General features: G+C 40.7%; 17 protein-coding genes and 1 riboswitch (1 of these 18 cut by a window edge). Of the genes, 1 reads left to right on the forward strand and 16 read right to left on the reverse strand.

Features of this window, described 5'->3' with window-relative positions; all coding sequences use genetic code 11:
• Positions 1-120: 120 nt before the first annotated feature.
• A riboswitch (M-box (ykoK) riboswitch) is annotated at positions 121-296 on the reverse strand.
• Positions 297-583: 287 nt separating this feature from the next.
• From IGI72_RS09650 to IGI72_RS09705, 12 genes are all read right to left on the reverse strand, one after another.
• On the reverse strand, positions 584-2,479 hold the full coding sequence (locus IGI72_RS09650; protein WP_438753968.1) for an endonuclease MutS2: 1,896 nt from the start codon (positions 2,477-2,479) through the stop codon (positions 584-586).
• Positions 2,480-2,828: 349 nt separating this feature from the next.
• Positions 2,829-4,358: an alkyl hydroperoxide reductase subunit F gene (gene ahpF, locus IGI72_RS09655; RefSeq protein ID WP_154694501.1), complete on the reverse strand. Its 1,530-nt coding sequence runs from the start codon at positions 4,356-4,358 to the stop codon at positions 2,829-2,831.
• Positions 4,359-4,367: 9 nt separating this feature from the next.
• A complete protein-coding gene (gene ahpC, locus IGI72_RS09660; RefSeq protein WP_005226227.1) occupies positions 4,368-4,931 on the reverse strand; it encodes an alkyl hydroperoxide reductase subunit C in 564 nt (187 codons plus the stop codon).
• 306 nt (positions 4,932-5,237) lie between these two features.
• Positions 5,238-5,441 carry a hypothetical protein gene (locus IGI72_RS09665; protein WP_010748444.1) on the reverse strand — a complete coding sequence of 68 codons (204 nt, stop codon included), beginning with the start codon at positions 5,439-5,441 and terminating at the stop codon, positions 5,238-5,240.
• A gap of 152 nt (positions 5,442-5,593) precedes the next feature.
• Positions 5,594-6,553 (reverse strand): permease prefix domain 1-containing protein, encoded by a 960-nt coding sequence (locus IGI72_RS09670; RefSeq protein ID WP_074536724.1) that lies wholly within the window; start codon positions 6,551-6,553, stop codon positions 5,594-5,596.
• Positions 6,550-6,882 (reverse strand): PadR family transcriptional regulator, encoded by a 333-nt coding sequence (locus IGI72_RS09675; RefSeq protein WP_005226229.1) that lies wholly within the window; start codon positions 6,880-6,882, stop codon positions 6,550-6,552. The genes IGI72_RS09670 and IGI72_RS09675 overlap by 4 nt, the downstream gene beginning before the upstream one ends.
• 189 nt (positions 6,883-7,071) lie before the next feature.
• Positions 7,072-8,043: a siderophore ABC transporter substrate-binding protein gene (locus tag IGI72_RS09680; protein ID WP_438753970.1), complete on the reverse strand. Its 972-nt coding sequence runs from the start codon at positions 8,041-8,043 to the stop codon at positions 7,072-7,074.
• 24 nt (positions 8,044-8,067) lie between these two features.
• A complete protein-coding gene (locus tag IGI72_RS09685; RefSeq protein WP_060793102.1) occupies positions 8,068-8,826 on the reverse strand; it encodes an iron ABC transporter ATP-binding protein in 759 nt (252 codons plus the stop codon).
• Positions 8,823-9,767: an iron chelate uptake ABC transporter family permease subunit gene (locus tag IGI72_RS09690; RefSeq protein WP_005236195.1), complete on the reverse strand. Its 945-nt coding sequence runs from the start codon at positions 9,765-9,767 to the stop codon at positions 8,823-8,825. The genes IGI72_RS09685 and IGI72_RS09690 overlap by 4 nt, the downstream gene beginning before the upstream one ends.
• A complete protein-coding gene (locus tag IGI72_RS09695) occupies positions 9,764-10,714 on the reverse strand; it encodes an ABC transporter permease (RefSeq protein ID WP_005226233.1) in 951 nt (316 codons plus the stop codon). The genes IGI72_RS09690 and IGI72_RS09695 overlap by 4 nt, the downstream gene beginning before the upstream one ends.
• 640 nt (positions 10,715-11,354) lie before the next feature.
• Positions 11,355-12,719: an FAD-dependent oxidoreductase gene (locus IGI72_RS09700; RefSeq protein ID WP_005226235.1), complete on the reverse strand. Its 1,365-nt coding sequence runs from the start codon at positions 12,717-12,719 to the stop codon at positions 11,355-11,357.
• Positions 12,716-14,185: a helix-turn-helix domain-containing protein gene (locus IGI72_RS09705; protein ID WP_010748448.1), complete on the reverse strand. Its 1,470-nt coding sequence runs from the start codon at positions 14,183-14,185 to the stop codon at positions 12,716-12,718. The genes IGI72_RS09700 and IGI72_RS09705 overlap by 4 nt, the downstream gene beginning before the upstream one ends.
• A gap of 162 nt (positions 14,186-14,347) precedes the next feature.
• Between IGI72_RS09705 and IGI72_RS09710 the strand changes: the two genes are divergently transcribed.
• Positions 14,348-15,451, forward strand: a complete 1,104-nt coding sequence (locus IGI72_RS09710) for an SLC13 family permease (protein WP_034857379.1) — start codon at positions 14,348-14,350, stop codon at positions 15,449-15,451.
• Positions 15,452-15,583: 132 nt separating this feature from the next.
• On the opposite strand, the gene IGI72_RS09715 is transcribed toward IGI72_RS09710, so the two are convergent.
• From IGI72_RS09715 to IGI72_RS09730, 4 genes are all read right to left on the reverse strand, one after another.
• The gene (locus IGI72_RS09715) at positions 15,584-16,297 is read right to left on the reverse strand and encodes a methyltransferase domain-containing protein (protein WP_074933632.1); all 714 of its coding nucleotides are present in this window, start codon (positions 16,295-16,297) and stop codon (positions 15,584-15,586) included.
• Positions 16,298-17,305, reverse strand: coding sequence for a zinc-binding alcohol dehydrogenase family protein (locus IGI72_RS09720; RefSeq protein ID WP_438753974.1), 1,008 nt, complete (start codon positions 17,303-17,305; stop codon positions 16,298-16,300).
• A 71-nt stretch (positions 17,306-17,376) separates the two neighbouring features.
• Complete coding sequence (locus IGI72_RS09725; protein WP_060793107.1) at positions 17,377-18,438, reverse strand: hypothetical protein; 1,062 nt, start codon at positions 18,436-18,438, stop codon at positions 17,377-17,379.
• Positions 18,410-18,439: the end of a hypothetical protein gene (locus IGI72_RS09730; RefSeq protein ID WP_005226241.1), read on the reverse strand. The gene runs 882 nt beyond the window's last position; only the last 30 of its 912 coding nucleotides appear in the window; the start codon falls outside the window, past its right edge — the gene reads right to left on this strand; it ends in the stop codon at positions 18,410-18,412. Before IGI72_RS09730 ends, IGI72_RS09725 begins: the two co-directional genes overlap by 29 nt.

The raw sequence follows: 18,439 nt of genomic DNA on the forward strand, positions 1-18,439 counted from the left end.
CACTCCTCTTGCCTTGGAGTAGGTGTTCAGACGGTACCAGTTATTTTGCTCTATGAGCTTCGTCATCCATCAGAAAGAAAAGCAAAAAAGTCTCACTTCTCTTAGGACGTCAGACTTTAGCAGCAATCTCATCGTCCGAGTTTTAGCACTATACAACGTAAAGAAAGTCATTTGCTCTCTTAGCTATTTTATGAAAAGCCTTAATCCGACAATTCCTGTTTTACACATTGGCGTCTTTCGACGTTTCTGCGCAATAGCTTGTGTTTGTATAGGAGCCTCACCTAACAAGGTTATATGTTATTTTTCAATCCAATATGAATGGTACCCTTCCTCGAATAAAGATACAACCAATTCTCTGTTATTTTTATTTTTCTTTAACTTTTCTTAAAGAATTTAGATATTTCGAATATTTTCTGCTCTATAAAGAAAAAACAACCAAAATAATCATCCAAACAAAGGGACGGCATCGATAAAGGACGTTATTAAAAAAACGAACATTTAAAAAAAGCAGTCCTTTTTCTAGGTGCTGAAAAAGGACTGCTTGCTTGATTTTGGTCTATCGATTGAAAGTTTTCTTAATCTATCAATCCACGGGTCGATTGGTTTGCCGTTCTTGCGCTGCTTTTCGTAACTGCTTCTGCGCTTTTTTAGATCCTCGTTCAATATCTCGAGTAAACTTGCGCTGCGCAAACTCAACGAATAGCTGATCAAGATCATAACCTGCGGGATAGAGCACCTCTCGCTTTGTGAGGAGTTGCAAGCGACGTGCGGCAACAACAAAAAAGTGTTTCTCAATTGAAATTTTCGCTTGTCCTTGTTCCAAATACTCATAAAAAAGTCCGCGCTGGTTATGTTCTGTTGAAAAGACCAAGTCTCCTTTTTGAAAAATAAGATCTATCTTGGCTTCTTGTTGAGGGGGTTGTTTCTTCCCCTTTTCAAAAAGCTGCTTCTCAAAAGAATAGGTTTTATGCTTTAAATATTCCTTTGCTGTTTGGACTACGTCAGCGGGGATCGCCATCTTTTCGGCAATCCAAAACGCATTACTATCACCGACTGCATTCGTCAGCAAACGATATTTTGGTGTCAAGGTTTTGGCATCAAAAGCCATTGCCGCTGTTTCGAAATCTTGATGATCGACGGCAAACTGCTTGATTTCACCATAATGCGTTGTTGCGATCATTAAAGCTCCTGAGCGATAGATGGATTCCATGATGGCGATCGCCAAAGCAGCCCCTTCATTGGGCTCAGTGCCGCTGCCGATTTCATCCAATAAAACAATACTGTGTCGGGTAGCATTCTTCATAATCTGAGCAATGTTCGACATGTGTCCAGAGAAGGTACTTAAAGAATTTTCCAGACTTTGTTGATCGCCAATATCCATCCAAAGACTTTTTAAAAACGGAACAGTGCTTTTGCCATTGTGTGCTGGAAATAAGCCATAATGAGCCATGGCGCAAACAAGTCCAACGGTTTTTAAGACGACGGTCTTGCCTCCAGCATTGGGACCCGTGATGACCATGCAGCGGTTTTCTTCGCCAAGTTTTAAAGAAAGAGGAACCGCATCACTCCCCAGCAAAGGATGACGGACTTGATCAAAAAGCAAAACTTCTTCCTCAGTCATAGTTATCGCCTGCCCATTGATTTCTCGACAATATTTTCCCCGAGCAAAAATAATATCCAGCACAACTAAAATGTCAAGACAGGCAAACACGGCGTTCATTTGTTCGGCGATCGCCCCTGTCAACTCTGACAACACTTGGTATTGAGCGGCTGTTTCTTCTGCTTGCGCCAAGATCAATCGATCATTTAAACGGGCAGCTGCCTCCGGTTCAATAAAGACAGTCGCTCGTTTATTGGAACGTTCGATGATCGTTCCGTTAAATTGCTGTTGAAATTCAGCACGCACAGGTAACGTATATCGGTCGTTCTTTTTGATGACACGATTTTCTTGTAAATAGCGACTTTCCTTAAAAAACTTTGCAAAAACTTTTTTCAGATCAGCTTCATATTTTTCGATCGTACCGCGAATTTTCCGCAATTCTCGGCTGGCATTACTATCAACCTGACCATTGCGAATCTTTTGGAAAATCATTTCGGCGATTTCAGAAAAGTCTTCTAACCCTTGTGCATATTGATGTAATCTTGGGGCAATCGATTGATTCTTTTCGAACAATTGACGGATGATTCGAAAAGACCGTAAAAAGTCTCCATATTCGATAAGCTCCTGTGGTTCTAAAACAAACCCTTTTTCAATTTTCTCCGTATGGTGTAAGACATGCTGCAGCCCCATAAAAGGCACTTGACGACCAGCAGCTAATAGTGCCATCGCTTCAGTGGTCTCTGTCACTCGTTTTTGGGCAGAGTGGATCGTCGCTGCTGGTTTTTCATTCGCAAAGCGCGCTTTGCCGTAATCGCTGATTATTTTTTTACTTACTTGTTCTTTAATTTGTTCAAATTCAGTTGCTTGAGGTATCTTCATGAGTTATCCTTTCTTGTGCCTGAGGATTCCGATCAGATCCCCGTCCAAAAAAGTGTACAAAAAAAGCGATAGTCTCCCATCACCTGATTCATCAATAACGATTTTTATCGGTATCTACAGGCACAACAAATAAACAGTCTGTTTTTGCTTATTTGTTTTAATTGGCTGATTAGATACCTACGACACTCATCAATATACCTCTTTCTTTTTTGAACGAGTTTTTTTTCATTGTATTATAGAAGCTGTCCTTCTGTCAACTGGACCCAAACTGCCCTTACAAAAAGAAAAAACGCTCAGCAGCTCCTAGAAGCCCCTGAGACGTTTTTTGATTTTAAATGATGCAAGGCGCTTACGAGCGAATCAGGTGATCAAAGGCACCTAATGCCGCAGTCGCACCTGAACCCATTGAAGTGATGATCTGTTTGTATACACTATCGGTACAATCCCCTGCTGCAAAGACCCCTTCAATATTGGTTGCGCCGTGTTTGTCTACGACGATCTCATTGCGTTCGTTTAAAACGATGCGATCTTTTAACCATTCGGTATTCGGCATCAAGCCAATCAAGATGAAGACACCCTCAACAGCTAATGTGAATTCACCACTCGTTTCACGATCAACGTAGGTCAATTGTTCGACATGATCGGATCCAGCAATTTCCTTCGTTGCCGCATTCGTAATAACAGTCACATTTTCTAACGTGTTCAAACGGTTTTGTAGCACAAGGTCCGCTTTTAGTTCCGGTAAAAATTCAAGAACATAGACGTGTTTTGCCATGCCAGCTAAATCGATCGCTGCTTCGATCCCAGAGTTTCCGCCGCCAATGACAGCAACCTCTTTCCCAGCAAATAACGGGCCGTCACAATGTGGACAATAGGCAACACCTTTATTTTTGAATTCTTTTTCTCCTGGAACATTGATGTTACGCCAGCGAGCGCCAGTTGCTAAAATGGCCGTTTTGGTTTTTAATACTGCACCATTTTCTAATTCAACTTCGATGACATCATTGCGACGAATATCTTTCGCACGCTGCCCTTTCATCACGTCTACATTGTATTCGTTGATGTGCTCTTCTACCTGACGCATTAATTTTGGTCCTTCGGTATAAGGAGTACCGATCATGTTTTCGATCCCCAGGGTTTCCATTACTTGTCCACCCATTGTTTCGACGACCATCCCAGTATTGATGCCTTTACGCGCTGCATAAATCGCTGCGCTTCCGCCTGCAGGTCCGCCACCGACAACTAACACATCGAAAAGCTCTTTTTCAGCAAAGTCATCTTTACTCGTCGGACCAGCTGCTTTTTCCAACAACTGTTCGATCGTTTGACGGCCGCTTGCAAATTCTTCACCGTCTAAAAAGACGGTTGGCACAGCCATAATTTTTTTCTTGTCAATTTCTTCTTTGAACATCCCACCTTCGATCATGGTGTGACTGATGGAAGGATTTAGCACTGCCATGATATTTAACGCTTGAACAACATCAGGACAGTTATGGCAAGTCAAACTGACATAGGTTTCAAAATGTAATGGCTTATCGATCGCTTTGATGCGCTTTTGAAGTGCTTCGTCAATTTTCGGCGGACGACCGCTTACTTGAAGCAACGCTAAAATAAACGAAGTGAACTCATGTCCTAACGGTAAACCAGCAAAAGCGATGCCGCTTTCTTCACCGGGACGATTGATCGAAAAGCTTGGTGTCCGTTCACTTGCTACAGCTTGGATAGTGATTTTTGGCGACATTTCTGCGATTTCTTCTAAGAATTCACGTACTTTTGTGGAAGAATCATCCTCACCTAAAGTTGCCGCAAAAACAACCTCTGATTCTAGCATCGCGAGATACTGCGTCAGTTGGTCTTTGATTGCCTTATCTAATGCCATGAGAGCCTCCTAAATCTTGCCTACAAGGTCTAAGCTTGGCGTTAAAGTTTCTTCGCCTTCTTTCCATTTTGCAGGACATACTTCACCTGGATGAGTACGGACATATTGTGCAGCACGGATTTTATCGATCAAGCCACTAGCATCACGACCGATACCGTCCGCATTGATCTCAACTGTTTGGACTACGCCATCTGGATCGATGATGAATGTTCCACGTTGAGACAACCCAGAAGCTTCATCTAGTACATCAAAGATCTCTGAGATCACATGAGAAGGATCTGCAATCATGATATATTCGATTTTATTGATGGCATCAGAATGATCATGCCATGCTTTATGAGTGTAATGAGTATCTGTTGATACAGAATAAACTTCTGCGCCTAATTCTTTTAATGATGCATATTGATCTTGCAAATCTTCAAGCTCTGTCGGACAAACAAATGAGAAATCTGCAGGGTAAAAACAAACAACGTTCCATTTTCCTTTAAAATCTTCTGATGAAACATCGATAAATTTTCCATTGTGGTAAGCTTTCGCTTCGAATGAACCAATCTCTTTTCCAATTAATGACATATCATTTCCTCCAATTAGAATAATTATTTGAGAATAATCTCTATTAATTATTAGTATATCTAACTATAAAAAGCAATAGTTTATTCAGAAATAGTCAAAAAAAATGTTATCCTCCTCAGAAATGAGCATATTTATTTCCTATCCAATACAAATAGAGTATAGTTGTAAGTTTGACTAATCGTTTCCATTTTAATTCCCTACTTGTTAGATTCTCAATTACACCTCTCATTCTCAATTAAATAAAAAAGATTGCCTCTTCCTATGATTCCTCACCAAGTAAAGTGAGCCATAGAAAAAGGCAATTTTTTATTTAGTATTTAAATAGTTGAACAATCCACTGATCGTTCGATCCCTCAATGTAATCCGCTTACCGTCTAAAAAAACTTCTTCGACTGGGTAATGGTCTTGAAAAGGTGGAACTTCCAAGTATTGACTTGCGAGAAAGCGCTCCGGAGATTCGACTGTTGCTATTTCTTTGCTGCCATTTTTCAGATAATGAATTTCTAACATATTCATTGCCTCTTTTCTTGTATTCTGAACTTTTTAAAAGCATTGAGAGAACCATATTTCTCGCTGTTTTTTTCTGATTGGTTCAGTTACAAGGCGTATTATAATCTTCCTTTTTTTAAAAGTAAAGAAAGCACTCTCGATTGAAGTGTCTCTTATTTTTTAGCTTTCGTATGTCCGATAAAGTAGTCCTCTAAGACACCACCAATAACAAAAATGACCCAAGAGTAAGCCCATGCATGAAACATGAAGGACCAAAGCATGTAAACGACCAAAATCACTGGCCAGTAGACTGTTCGAAAAAAGGTAACTCTACCAGCGGATTCGCCATATTTATGACGTGTTGCTCGATCCCCCGGATGGTCTTCGTCGCGAATAAAATACGTCTCAGTTGCCAGCTTCGCAAAGCCTGTACGGATAATACTTACATAAATAATAAAGAACACACCTGCTGCAACCGTCAAGAAAAACAAGGAAATCCCAAATTCAACAGAATAATAAAACACTTCACTTAAAAGTACAGGCGCAATTGATAAAATACAGGCACCAATTCCTAAAACAAGACCAATACGAAAACTTTTTTCATAATTTGCGAGTTGCTGAGCGGCTTCTCGTTTGGCATCCCTTTTTATTGGACGATCATCCAACTGTTTACGAGCACCGGAAAAGTGCAAACTGCTAGAGATAATAAAACCGACCCCGATGGCGATAAAAAGAAACATCACCATTATTCCAAAGGTCTCAGCATATATACTAACAAAGAGCATCAAGGCTGCTAGGGATGCGATACAAAAACCGATTCCTATAGATAACGAGAAAGCAAAGTGTCGCACAGTTCCCCAATAATCAAACGCATCGTCTTCTGTGATGGCATCGGACCAATCATCAATCGGCGCTTCTTCTTTTGAAACATTTAACTCTTGCAACAGCTCATCTACGGAACCAAACTCACTGATTACTGCACCGATGGCTTCATGCTCGCTTTTCCCTTGGTGAATCAGTTCTAAGTAGTGGTCTTCCATAATCGCTAAGAGGTCTTCTTTCGCCTTTTTGGTTTCCGGTGTGATGGGTACTGATAAAAATAAGCTGTCTAGATAGTCATGAATGGTTTTCATTTGTCTCCTCCTTGTAAGAACTGGTCAACGACGATCTTTGTCTGCTGCCACTCCAATAGTTTCTCCGTAAGGCTTGCTCTTCCGTCTGCAGTTATCTGGTAATACGTCCGCTTTTTGCCATGCGTCACTTCTCCAGGATATGAGCGGATCAATCCTTGTTTTTCTAACCGAGTAAAAGCGGAATACAACGTCGTTTCTTTGATCACATATAAAGCATCTGTTCCTTCGCGAATACGCTTGGATATTTCATATCCATAAGAATCTTCATTGGAAAGAATGGATAAAATGATTGCGTCGTTATAGCCGCGAATTCCGTCACTCGAGATCACGCAATCGCCTCCTAAATTACTTCATCTGTCGTACTAATTATAAAACAATTACTACGACAGGTAAAGTAAAGCAGGGAAAGTTATCAAAAATCAGTCGTAGGTCTTAGAAAATAGGAAAATAAAAAGGGACACGCATTCTCAGTAAACTGATACGCGTGTCCTAATTACTTGATTGCTTTTCTCACCTATTTATTCAACGGCTGGTTTGACATCGTCCATCATTAGTTGGATCGACTCCAAGCCTGAACCTGCTAAATACCAAACCGCAGCATCCAATTCAATGACTTGATCGTTTTGCCCAGCATTTGTTTCTTGGACGATTTCATTTGCAACAAATTCACTTTCACTTTCATTGCCGCCGATCGCTTTTGTCCGGTCGATCACGAAAATGATATCAGGATTTTTCTCAAGCAAGTACTCATAAGAAATACTTTGTCCATGTGTCGACGCCTCTAATTCCTCATCTACTGCAGGGAAACCAAACGTATCATACAAGATACTGTAACGAGAACCTGGCCCAAAACCAGAAAGATTGCCTTCATTTACCATAACAACCAAGGCTTTCTCGTCAGCATTTTGCGCTTGCTCCTTCAAGGTATCGATCTGACCTTGTAACGATGCTAGTTGTTCTTGCGCTTCCTCTTCCTTACCAAAAATTTGACCAATGGTCGTAATGTTGGCTTCGATCGATGCCCAAGTATCACTATTGTCAACGCTTAAGAAAACGGTTGGCGCGATTGCAGACAATTCCTCTTGGAAATCACGTTGTCGCCCAGAAATAATGATTAGGTCTGGCTGCAGTTGATTGATTTTTTCTAAATCAGGCTCTTTGATTCCCCCTGCTGATTCAACATCTGCATACGCTGATAAATAATCTGGTAAATTGCTGGTCGCAGCAGCAACGATTCGATCCCCAAGGCCAAGCGCATCCATCGTGTCTAAGGCACTATTGTCAAAAACCACCACTTTTTCTGGTGCATAAGGAACAGTAACAGTTCCATTGCTATCAGTGATTTCAACCTCTGTCGGTGTCTGTTCACTCTGAGCAGTTTGGCTTTGCTGTGTCCCTGTCGATTCGATTGTACCAGTATTATTTGATCCGCATGCGGTCAACCCCGCTAATACGAAAATACTCATAAAGCTTACTACAATTTTTTTCATTTTTTTCCTCCTTAGAAATACATTTTATTGGAAGGTATAGCAAAATTGCCGACCATCCACTTGTACCAGTTTGATTGGAATCTCATATAATGATGCCAACACTTGCTCCTGGATCACAGCCTCAGTGTCGGCCGCTTTAAAAATCTGACCGTCTTTCATGGCAACGATGTGATCGGCGTAGCGAGCGGCAAAATTAATGTCGTGCAAAACGATCACAACGGTTTTCTGATAGTCTTCCACCAAGGTGGTCAATAGCTTCATCAGCTGGTTGGCGTGCTTCAAATCTAGATTGTTTAACGGTTCGTCCAACAGCAAATAATCTGTATCTTGAGCCAAGATCATCGCCAAGTAAACTCGTTGTAGCTGACCACCAGAAAGCTCATGAATCGATTGATTGGCGTATTCGGTAAGGGATAGCTTAGCCAAAGAATCATCAATGATCCTATCATCCGCTGCCGATTGTCGCCCGCGGTTATACGGATAGCGACCAAATGCCACCAGTTCTCTTACAGTCAGATTGACTGCATAGCGATTGCTTTGCTGCAAAAAAGCCATTTTTTTGGCTAGCTCTTTGGATTTCCATTGGCGAATCTCAGTTCCATCCAAATAAATATCACCAGTTCTCTGATCCAGCATCCGACTGACCAAGGAGAGTAAGGTGCTTTTTCCCGCACCATTAGGCCCGATAAAGGCAATCATTTTCTGCTCAGGTAATGCTAAAGAACACTCGGTCAACACCTGTGTTTTCGCATAATTTTTGGATACGTTTTTTGTTTCGATCATGATTTTTTCCTTTCCAGCAGCAATTTGCTTATAAAGAAGACGCCACCTAATAATTGAATCACTGTACCAATGGTCGTTTGCCATTGAAACACTTGTTCCACTAAGAACTGCCCCCCTACTAACAGGAGAAAACCAATCAGGCTGCCACCAGCAAACAACCACCCATGGCGATAGGTGGGAAAAAGCTGATAGGTGATCGTTGCCACTACAAAGCCGAGAAAAACAGCTGGACCTACGAGTGCCGTAGCGGTACCTGTCAGAAGCGCAATCAAAAATAAAATACCTCTATGAAGCCATTGAACAGGAACGCCTAGACTTTTGGCTTGCCCGCTTCCTAAATGTAATAGATTCAATTCTGGAATCAACAGAATCAGGCAGCTACTACCGATCAAAATGATCACAGCAGCAATCAAGAGATGTTGCGTATTGATATTGCCAAAGCTAGCGAATAAGCGTCCTTGCAGTAAATCATATTCATTCGGGTCCATCAAGACTTGCAAAAACGTGCTCAGACTACTGAACATCGTGCCGCATACCATTCCAGCCATCAACAACAAAAACAATCCGTTGACGGCTTTTTGATAGAAAAAACCGATCAATAAACTTCCTAGAATGGCAGTCAGACTGACAGAGAATAAGAACATCGCTGCTGTTTCTTGGCTTAGCATCTGGATCCCGCCGATAAAAAAGAAACACAGGGTCTGAACCAGGACATATAGTTGATCCAAGCCTAAGATTCCTGGTGTTAAATAGCGATTGCTCGTAACAGTCTGTAAGGTGATCGTACTAAAGGAAATTGCGATCGCCACCAGAGCAAAGGCGAAGATCCGACGGCCCCGCAATGCAAAAGCAAATGACCAATTACCATAGGTGTTATAGGTCAGATAGGCAGTAGCGGCACAAAGGATCAGAAAGAACAAAAGAAAGAGTTTTTTCTTCATTGAAACTTCCTCCCCAGCAGCAAAATCAAGAAGCAGCAACCACCTAGTACACCGGCAACCACACTTACGGGCATCTCATACGGAGCAATCACGATGCGTGCCAATACATCACATAAAAGTAAAAATGCACTTCCAGCAAAGCTGATCAGCAGTAGATTATTCTTCAAATGATCCCCAAAGACCATGCCGATCATATTTGGGATAACGATCCCTAGAAAAGGGATTTGTCCAACGGTCAATAAAACGACACTACTGGCAAACGCCACCAGAGCGAACACAGCAAAGCGTAAAAACAGATAATTGATCCCTAGACTCTTGGCGGCACTTTCTCCTAAACCAGCAATCGTGATCTCATAAGCTAGGAAATACAACAGACCGAATACTGGAATCGTCAAATACAAAAGTTCATACTGGCCAGACATAATGGTAGCGAAATTTCCTTGTAGCCAAGAAGAGACATTTTGAACCAATTGGAAACGGTAGGCCAAGAAGCTGCTAATGGCACCGATGATATTACCGAACATCACCCCGGTCAAAGGGAGCATCATTGGATCTTTCTTTGGTAGAAATTGGCTTAAAAATAAAAAGAACAAAACACCTGCATAAGCAAACACAAATGCTGCGGTTGTCCGAATCAAGTTAGAAGCATTTGGCAGAAAAAGCATGACTAGCAAAATTCCTAAACGAGCACTATCAGATAATCCGATCGACTCTGATGCCACAAATTTATTTTGCATCATATGCTGCATGATTTTCCCACATAAACTAATGATTCCACCTGCAATGATCAAACTGATCGTCCGTGGGAGCCTAACTTTTACCAAAACAAGCCAATGATTCGGATCACCCTGCTGTAAACCACTTAATGATAATTCATGGGTACCTACCAGTAAAGAACAGCCCACAAGAAGAATCAAGATCAGCAGTAATCCGATTTTTTTCAACATGCCCCGCCCCTTCCTTATTGAGAATGATTCTCACTCTCTTTAATAGGGTAACGTATTTCACTTAAAATCACAAGAAGTTTTTTAAAAAAATCCCTTTACCAACGCAATTTCAGTGAAAACGAATCTGCGAAGGCAAGGGATTATGTGATGTTTTTCTCTTATAAAAGACTGCGAGCACGTCATTTTTTCTCAACGGAGCCTATTTAATCGCTTAAATCAAATAAATACTTGAGAAGGCTAGATTCAACTTCTGAGTTTCATTCAATAACAAATCATTTACACGTTCAATCGTTTCAATCTGTTGAAACCCCTGTGTAGTTCACACATGCTCATCCCAAGCTGGGCGTAGCTTTCCAGATAAAGGGTACTGATGAGCTAACGTGTCCATCCAAGGAACATTCGTCTGCCAATAACAATCCTTTACCGAAAATCGTTCAGTCATAAAACGAGCGTCGTCATATTTTTTACGGGTTTCTTCATCAAAAAGATAGCGATACCAGTCGGCATCAAAGTTCAGCAGAACCCCACCTGGTTTTGATACGCGATACCTTTCATGGGCGCAATCGCTATTTTCTCCCGATTAACGTCAATTCACAAAAATAAACCTGCGATCATCGCAGGTTTATCAAGACTTACTATTTTACTTTAGCAAGCCATCAAGGGCCAATTGATTCAAAAAGTGCAGTGGAAATGAGATGGTTGGATTGAAAAAGTAATCCATTGTTGCTAATTGGTGCAAGGTCGTCTTGCTATTGATCAAGGTTGAGATCGTATTGATGATCTCCAAACTTCCACGATCACTCGTAATGATTTGTCCCCCCATGATCACTTTCGTTTGCTGATCAAAAATCAGTTTTAACGTTACTTCAAAATCCTCATCTGTCGCGAAAAATGTCCGAGAATGAAATGTTTGCGTCACTGAATCTACTTCAAAGCCGTAATACGGTGCTTCGGTCTCATTAATACCTGAACTGCTGACGAAATAGCCAAACAATTTACTGACGACGGTCCGTTGCATTTTTGGAAAAGGAATTTTCGTTGTTCCCCGTTCATTTGCCAATAAATTGGTGGCAGCAACGATCCCGGTGCGGTAAGCATTTGTTACTAAAGGAATATACAAGGAGCTATCCGAATGATTAAATGGGATCGAAACAAGATCCCCAATTGCATAAATCGCTGGGTCAGACGTTTGCAAATACTCATTTGTCGATACCGTGCCATCCAGATTTAGTTTCAGAAAATCTTCTACTAGCGCAACATTTGGACGTGGATTGACAGCATAAACGACCACGTCAGCTTGAATTTTCGTTCCATTTGACAGCTCAATTCCTTGATAATCGCCTTTCTCATTTTTGATCGTATGAGCGACATTGCTGTTAAGATAGATCTGCAAATTTTTGGGAAAACGTTCCATCAAAATTTTGGCAATTTCATGATCAAAATAACGGAACAACAGCGTATCCATGCGATCGATCAAATGAACGGCTTTTTGTTGTCCGCTTAAAGATTCCGCTAATTCGAACCCGATCAGACCAGCGCCGACGATCGCAACGGTTTGGGCATTCTCGATTTTTTCTAATGCTTGCTTTGATTGACCAATGGTTTTGTAGGTCGTTATATGTGCTTCGACATCTGAGGCAAACTCCGAACGGAAAGTACTCGATCCCATCGCCAAAATCAAGCCATCATAACTCACTTCATCTTCTTGCTGATAAGATTCCGTTGATGTGACAAAATGAACCGTTTGTTCTTGCGGAAAGATTTTTGTGACTTCACTGTTTAGCATCACATTGATTCCTTCTGAAAGAAGTTCACTGGCAGTTGCCGTTTTGGAATCTTCCAAACGCTGAATGTAACCTTCCAGTACTAAATTCAAACTGCTGGCAACATAACCAAGAACGCTTGATTTTTCTATAATTATCACATCGACTTTTGGGTCAACTTTTTTTAAATGACGGGCAGCAGCAATTCCTGCATGAGAGCCTCCAATAATCACTATTCTCATATCTTTTCCAACTCGCTTTCAAGGTTCTCATTTCGTATTTCATCCACGATTTGATGAAGCCGCTCTTCTTCAAATGGGGTTGCACCACCTGTTAAAATCAATCGTTTTTTATAACGATAGCCTTCCGAGATCTCAGAATGATCAACGATCAATAGATCATAGTCCTTCTCCTTCGTCCCATCGAAGTGAATATTCGGATAGCCAGCCAATTCTTTGATCAAAAAGCGCCGTAAAAAGCCACTGCGTAATCGTGATTGAGTCAGCAAAATGCCTACCGTAAATGCTTTTTCCTGTTTTACTTGAATCCATTGACGGATCAAAAGCAATTCATTGGTCAAATGCTGCTTTTTCTCAAGAGAAAAGGACTGGTTTACGTTTTTCTCCAACTGTTCGATTGCTTGCTGTGCCACTTCAATCAAGCTCTCATTCGCAACACTTTGCGGCTGAAATTCAGCAAAGGCAATAATGCCGCCATGAATATACAACGCTTGGATCGTCACACTCGTCAAGAAGACGCGCAATTCCGTAGAAGTTTCTGTAGTCTTTCTTTCACTATCACCAATGGCCTGCAGCAGCTCCCCATTTAACGCATCGATCTCTTGGAAGAAAAGTGATTTTTGCAAGGAGTCATCCAGTGAAGGGCGAATCAAGCCTTCAGCTAATAAAAATAAATAGAAATATACCGTTTCATAATCGCTCCAGGATACGGCAAAACGACTGAGATAGCGCCCTAATATATTCCGCAAAAGCTGGAACATCGCTTCATTTTCCAATGACTTCAACAATGGATACGAGGCTTCATGCTGTTGCGAGCCGCGATAATCAAAACGGGCTTCCATAATGCCTAACCAAAGCCCGACTTTCCAACGCTCTGCTTGACTAAACGTTGTCTGCAACTGTTTTTCAATGACTCGAATCAAATTGTTGATGGCTGGTGCATTCAAGCGAGCGATCAATTCTTCATTGGGATAACTTTGTGAAAAAAACTGATAATAGAAAAAGCGAATCTGTTTTTCATCCCCAATCAATTTTTTATTTTTTAATTGGATGTCGAATTCTTTCAATAACTGATTGATCGCTTTGAATCGACGAAACAATGAAGCTTCACTCAACATCAGTTCTAACATCATTTTCGTCGTTGACTCATCTCGATGAAAAAACAAATACGACAATATCTGAAAATCGATTGCTTCTGAAAGATACGCATAAAAAAATTGCTTCAGGGAAAAATCAAGAGGCAATACCAATTGCACTTGATCATTTTCTGAATAGATCAAAGCTGCGTCTTCATGGAAAGCAGCTAAATTTTGATGAAGATTTTGAAGTTCTTTTTGCAAAGTGGGCGCGGAAATGGATAACGTTTTTGCAAGTTTTTTATAAGAGACTTCTGAGCCATTCTGAAAAAAAACAGCCAAAATTTGAAAATGTACCTGCTGATTTTTTTCAAGCAGCTGCATCACATTCATTCTTGAACCTCCTTCACCTTTCACATACTAATTTCCCAATTAATGAGTCGTTTGTCAACTATAAAAATTGCCTGAATGTCTTTGAGTTCGATGGAAAAAGCGTTATTTATTGTTCCTAAAGCATAGGAATGGTAAAATTCTTGAGAAGAAAGGTGGTGAACTATGGGAAAACGAATGTTAGCATTTTTTCGAACGGATCGATTATTTTCGATTTCCCTGCTACTAGCACTTATTGCGTGTTTTTTCGGCACCTTCCGTTGGTCGTTTATTGACTTTAAAGTGATTTTATCACTGTTTGGATTAATGTTAGTAATCAATGGGTTAGAAGAAGCTGGTCTTTTACGAGCATTTGGACAAAAATTAGTGGAAAAAAGTCGCAATCTGCGTGACTTGATCCGCGCAATCGTCTTGCTAAGCTTCTTCAGTTCGATGTTTTTAACAAATGACGTGGCTATTTTAACTTTATTGCCCATCTATTTACTCTTAACGAGGAAAGAACAACAGCACACCAGTGTCTTATTAGGCGCTGTCTATTTGATCGTAGCAGCCAATTTAGGAAGCAGCCTGTTTCCATTTGGAAATCCGCAAAATCTATTTTTATTTTCTTACTATCAGATTTCGCTGCCACAATTCATGTGGACTACCGGCACCTTTGTGGGACTTTCATTACTATTACTCCTTGTTTCGATCCAGCTCATCCCAAAGACTCCATTGGAAATCGCCCTGCAAGAAGAACCCTTTGAAAAAAAGCCAGCGCTGCTTAATGCAGGATTATTTGTCCTTATGATTCTTGGTATTTTTAGTGTTCTCCCTATTTCAATCGTCGTGCTTGTCGTCGCAGCCGTGGTTTGGTTTAGCAATAAACGACTATTTGCAAAAGTTGATTATCGGTTACTACTTACCTTTCTCTGTTTCTTCTTGATCGTCGGGAATATTCAAGACCTATCTCTGGTCACCGATCACATTCGACCGTATTTTCAAGAAACGCATCGCGCTTTTTTAGGTAGTATTTTACTCTCCCAAGGAATATCTAACGTTCCAGCAGCAATTTTGATTGCTCCTTTCACCGATTTAGAAAAAGCCGTTCTTTTGGGCGTCAATGTTGGTGGTTTGGGTACATTGATTGCTTCTTTGGCGAATTTGATTGGGTACAAATTATTGAAACAAGCCAGACCAAAAGAAGCGAGAACGTTTCAAAAGCTGTTTTTTATCGTCAACATCGTTTTTTTACTGTTATTAGGCAGCATCGTATACCTTCTATTGTAGCAAATTCACTGTAAAACGAGATTCCAGCATAAGATGTTTCCAGTCAGCAGCCAAAAGAAGCCTAGCTCCTGTACCTGCTTCTTGATCTTATGTCAGAATCTCGTTTTTTTGATACCCATTGTGTGATTTTACTTAAGCTAAAAGAAGCTCAAAAGTGATTTTCGTTTGGCTTTCGACAGTCAATGCCTCACCAAAGACATGTTGAACCATTTGTTGCCGTTGTTCCAATGAATACTCCTCCTCAAAATAAAGATGAAATATTTCTTGATCGATCTCTTCCTTCAAAATATACTCGAATTGCCGACTCTGCCAATCGATCGCTTCTTCTGAAAACCACTTCTTGTACCAAGTGTTTAAGTTCAGGTCATTCTTCGCTGAAAGATTTTTTTCATAAGGCTGAAACACGTTTTCTTCTTCTGCGATCATTCTTAGAATAATCAATTGATGGGCCTTTTTTTGAAACTGAAGCAATGCTTCTTTGTCTCTGACTGCTGGATTCATTGCCATAAAAATACAGGGCCAGTGCTGGTCTGCAGATAAAAAGTCTTTTTGGCTCTGCTGAACCAGATGGAGCTTGTTCATCGGATCTTCCGTCGTTTCTTCAATGATTTTTAACATTTCTTTTGAAAAATCAATTGCGTAATACTCATCTACATAAGGATAAAATGCTGAAATGTAGCGGCCAGTCCCCGCAGCAAAGTCAACGAAGGCCGATATCGGGAACACTTTCTGCTCCACCAAAAAAGCTGCTACCTCTTCGGCAATTTTCAATTGGGATTCTCTTTGAATCTGTGCATATTCTTGGGCAAATTCATCCCAAAACAGCATCGCTTCCTCTTCTTCCATCTAGCGGACGCCTCCAGTGATCACTGTATTTCCTTTCGTTCCTTGCTCAACCGCTTTTGTAGCGAGTTTTAAGGTCTCGATGGTAATTCCTCCATCAAACGTTTGCACCGCAGTCGTATGGATCTTTTTGTCAGCGAGTAACGAGGCGATCCGTTGCAAAATGCTCCCTTGTGTTTCAATCATCAACTGAGCATCTGTTTTTGCGAACATATACTCCCAATAAAAATCGATGCCGAGGTTTTTAAATGGATTTAAATCTAGCGCTTCTTTCGTATTCACGATCATTCCGACTTTGCCAAACGGCAAGATTGCTTTCGTTAATTGTGGCAAATAGGCCGAGGCGTCATAAAAAATTGCAACGGCTGAAAAAGGCTCAGTGATTTGTTCAGCCAACGGCAAGCGATGATTAAGTACTTGATCCACTTGATTGTTTTTAAGCCACTGATCGTTCTTAGGACTCGCAGTGCCATAGACTGTCAATCCTGCCCATTTTGCTAGTTGCGCCGCAATTGAGCCAACACCACCGCTGGCATTGACCAATAAAATCGATCCTTCATTCGCGTTTTCTTCAGGCACGTACCCAAATTTTTCAAAAAGCAATTCCCACGCTGTAATACTCGTTAATGGCATAGCTGCAAGATCGCCATCAGAAAAGCCGGCTGGTGCCTTTGCTGCGATACGAGAATCAACTGTTTGGAACCTTTGATTCGCACCAGGTCGTTGTGTGGTTCCAGCATAAAACACCCGATCACCAACGGCAAAGCCATTAACTGCTGAGCCGATTTCTTTAACGATCCCAACGGCGTCATACCCTTGGATCTGGAACGCTTCACTTAAAGCAGTCATTTGCCGTCTTTTTGAATCGATTGGATTGACCGAAACTGCCTGTACTTCCACCAATAAATCATTTGCTTGGCAATTGGGTATCGGAATTTCCTTTTCAATAAATACATTTGACTCATCTAAAGATCGTCCTTCATAAAAACCTAGTGCTTTGTTTTTCATCATACTGCTCCTTCCAAAAAAAGTGCTGAATAGTTATAAAAACCATTCTAGCACTTTTAATGAATTTAGAACATTTATTCTTCACCTTCCACGACAAGCGGAACCAAAAATGGATAGCTTGTGAAGAAATCTAATAAGGATCGCTTCCATTGATCTGAATCAATCGTTAGTAAAGTGGACTCTGTATACAAATGAATCGTCAATCGTTGATTTTTATCAAGTAAAACAAGAATTTCGCCTTTGTTTTCTGTGATAAAATCATATTGCTGATTCTCCATTGTAATAATGAAAATTTGATCGAGAACTTCTGCTGCAACAGCAAAGTCCGTCTCCATATCGACAGCCAATGTTTGGGTATTGTCGATCAAGCTTGGTGAAACCGTAAAGCCTAATTCTTTTAAATGCGCCAATACCAAGTTGACATCATAATTAAAGAGCGAAAGCTGATTGACCGAGAAAATATTCTCCGCATGCCATTGACTGATTAAATGCAAAATCTGTTCATCATTGACAACCACCGACTGGGAGTTTGAATTGATAGTCAACAATGGCAAATAATTAGATTGATACGTAGAATTGACTGGATTAAGTTTGAAACTAAACTCGAGCTCCTTTGTTTCTGTTAAACGAAAACGGACATTGAAATGCTTTGTCTTCCATGTGTCATAGTTATCAGTAGCAGTTAAATGAATCGTTTTTAATGGTTTCAAGAATTCATAGGCATAGTATTCAAGCAATGTCTTTTTGGCGATCACCGAAATATCTTGATCTGTTAAAATCAACTGGCGGTAATGAGCAAGCAATCCAGAAAAATCAGCTTCCATAATTGATTTTCTCAATTTTAAATCAGCTAGTTCGTTTTCGGCTTGCTCAATAAGCGATTCGATTCGTTGGTGATCTTGCGCTTTTACAGCATAATAATCATCTTCGTAGTCAGTTTCTTCTTTTGCTGAATCAAAAGAATCATCCACTACATTTCCACTATCTTCTACTAAAGGACCGTCATTCACTAAGTCCGTCGCATTTGTTGATACGTTTTCCTCGACTTCATTAGCCCCTTCTGTTTGGACCTCTAGAGTCGGTTCCTGCTCCAGCAGCTGTGATTCCTCAGGATTCGTCTGCGTTTCTTTCGTCAAC

Source organism: Enterococcus sp. DIV1059_2, assembly GCF_051713685.1.
GTDB lineage: Bacteria > Bacillota > Bacilli > Lactobacillales > Enterococcaceae > Enterococcus_D > Enterococcus_D casseliflavus.